The sequence below is a fragment of the Variovorax paradoxus genome (assembly GCF_030811855.1).
GTDB lineage: Bacteria > Pseudomonadota > Gammaproteobacteria > Burkholderiales > Burkholderiaceae_C > Variovorax > Variovorax paradoxus_L.
On the sequence record NZ_JAUSRN010000036.1, the window covers coordinates 1 to 2,508 of the forward strand.

At 56.7% G+C, this 2,508-nt stretch carries 3 protein-coding genes; all 3 read right to left on the reverse strand.

Annotated elements, in window-relative coordinates; translation table 11 throughout:
• Positions 1-221 (reverse strand): hypothetical protein (locus J2X92_RS29470; RefSeq protein ID WP_307581434.1); only part of this gene is annotated, 221 nt, incomplete at its 3' end.
• 296 nt (positions 222-517) lie between these two features.
• Positions 518-964 (reverse strand): hypothetical protein, encoded by a 447-nt coding sequence (locus J2X92_RS29475; RefSeq protein WP_307581436.1) that lies wholly within the window; start codon positions 962-964, stop codon positions 518-520.
• Positions 961-2,508: hypothetical protein (locus J2X92_RS29480; protein WP_307581438.1), on the reverse strand; the 1,548-nt coding region annotated here is incomplete at its 5' end. The genes J2X92_RS29475 and J2X92_RS29480, both read right to left, overlap by 4 nt.

Consider the following 2,508-nt stretch of genomic DNA (forward strand, 5'->3'; position numbering starts at 1 on the left):
AAGTAGCGCTGGCGGTCTTCCTCCACCGGCCTGGCCGCCAGCTCGGTGCTCAGGGTCTGGTCGCGCAGCCGGGTGCCCACGTGGGTGCGGTTGCCCGCCTTGTCGTAGTCGCGCAGGTCCCAGGCGTACTTCAGGGTCTCGCCGGCGCCGATGGTGCTGCACAGGAGGCGACCGGCCTGGCCGTAGGCGCTGGTCTCGCTGATCTGGGCCTGGCCGAGCATCGCCGGAGGAACGCCTGACGAGCCACCACGTTCGATGTTGATGACCAAGCAACGAGAGCACAAACGAAACCGGTCAAGAAGCAGCGTCCACGCGGGACGGGAGCCAACTCGTCCCGCTATTGAGAACTGCTCAAAAACTGGCAACTCGCCCCGGTCAAGCAGGCCTCGAACCATTCGAAAAGTGGCTGTTCGATCTGCACGCGGGGTTGAGTGATTGCAAAATGCCTGCCGCTCAGGATGGCAGAGGCGACGGATTCATGTGGACGGGACAGCCAGTTACGGCCCCGACCGATTGCTCAAACATTAAGCTCCAGTTTCTCGCCGAGCCATTTTTGATCTCCTTCTTCTTTTACCAGCCGCAAAAACTCTTCCCAATGTCTGCGGACGGAGTAAAAAAACTCTATTGAAAAGCTCTGAGGCTCCCCGGTATCAACGGAATATTCAAAAGTATTTTCATTGGAAATTCTCAACTCCCCTCGCTGCAAATCCAAAGGGCGCACCCAAACCAACTTTTCATTTACAGAAAAATCGGCAAGCGCTGGATTTGCTGGAACATATTTCCCATTTCTCGCATTTTCCAACAATTCTTCAAATAAGAAAACCGCAGGAGGATGCAATTCCACCACAAAATCCAAAAGCGTCAATGTAATCGATTCGCAAACACTTCCATCCTCATTTATAGCGGCGAGATGGGGGTATTTTTGCCCATTTGGCAAGAGGGAAAATTCTGCAACTATTTTCATGGGGTGAACTCCGGATAGCCTCTCCAGAGCGGAATGTTATTGTTTGGGGCAAAGAATTTAAAATTAATTCCACTCGAACTACCTACATGTGTTGTATTTGATATTGCAGCGCGATTTAGCCAAGCTTTACTCATCTCGCCTTTGGCGCGAGCAAGAGACCATGTGTCTGGGGTCAAGCTAGAAAATCCACCATTATTTGTCTTCGGATACCAATTGCCATTCGACGCTTGCAGCTCCACTTGCGCATACATTGATCCATTTGTGCCGACGCTTTCGGTTCCGGTCACGATTTTCGTAATCGGCGAGTTGGAAAAATGACCTCCTATTACCTGTTTCGCAGGCGTTCGCGTAAAGTCGATATCGGCTTCAATGTGAGCGAAGTCAATCTGCCCGCGCGCTTGCTGGTAGGCCTGCCTGAGTTCCGCCGCCGGACTTCCTGCCGCATTGTTCGTGGCAATTCGTCGCAAGGCAATCGCTTCCGCATCTACCAAGGATGATGTCGCTCCACCAAGCGAAGGCCCTGGCTCGACAACATACGACAGTCCGCCCGCACGGTACAGGAGACTTTCAGTCATCTCCGCCGCTTTGGGGGCCAACCAGCGAGCAGTACCAATTGCACCCTCGACGCCCAAGCTGCCTGCGGTGGTCACGACCTTCCCTCCACCTGCGGTAGCCGCTCCTCCCACAGCGAACCGCGCACCATCTTCCAGCATCTGGCTGAGGCTGGTATTGGTCACATAGGACTCAACCCCCTTGGACGCCGTATAGATGGTGTTCATTGGGTGCGTTGCCGCATAGGCCACCTTTTCACCCAACTGAGCCCGTGCGTTCGCATCGGTGGCCAAGGTGTAAAGGCCACCCACCGCACCTGCCAAGTCATAGCCTGCATTGGCGAAGACCCGGCCGCCAACGCCAGCCGCTTTGCCCAGAAGGCTGTCCGAGTTGGCGATCATGTCGTTGTAGTAGCCCACCGTATCCGCTCGCGCTGCCGCTATACCTTCCATGAGGAAGTTTCTCTGCGGTCCCATGGAGATCATTGCGGAGGCCGGAGGCAGGTTCGCAACCGAGATGCTTGGCAGCCGGGTCGACGTGGCATCTGCGCCGGTATCCCACTCGTTGTGAGTGATCCCGCTAGACCTGTCTCGCCAGCTATCCACCAACTGCGAATCGGGGTACATCGATGGCAGATAGCTGCTGCCGCCGGTCGCCCCGGGTTGCATCACCTCCACGGGCGAGGCAGCCATACCTCCCTGCCTTGGGGTCGCATAGTCGGAGGCCGATGGCTGGGCCGAGCTCTGCAATCGCGCAAGGTAGTCACTGCGATAGGCCTCGTTGTCGTATCCGGCAGCGCCGTTGGTCTGCCATCCCGTGATCCCTGCTGTCGATGATTGATAGCCGTACGGATTTGCAGGGTCGATGCCTCCAGCAGTGCGAGCGCTTTGCCCATTGGCCCCCGCAATGCTCTCCCCCAACGCATTGCCAAAGGCATCGACAGCCACCTGCTGGATCGACACCCTGCCCCCGCGCATCGCTGCCGTGGCTGC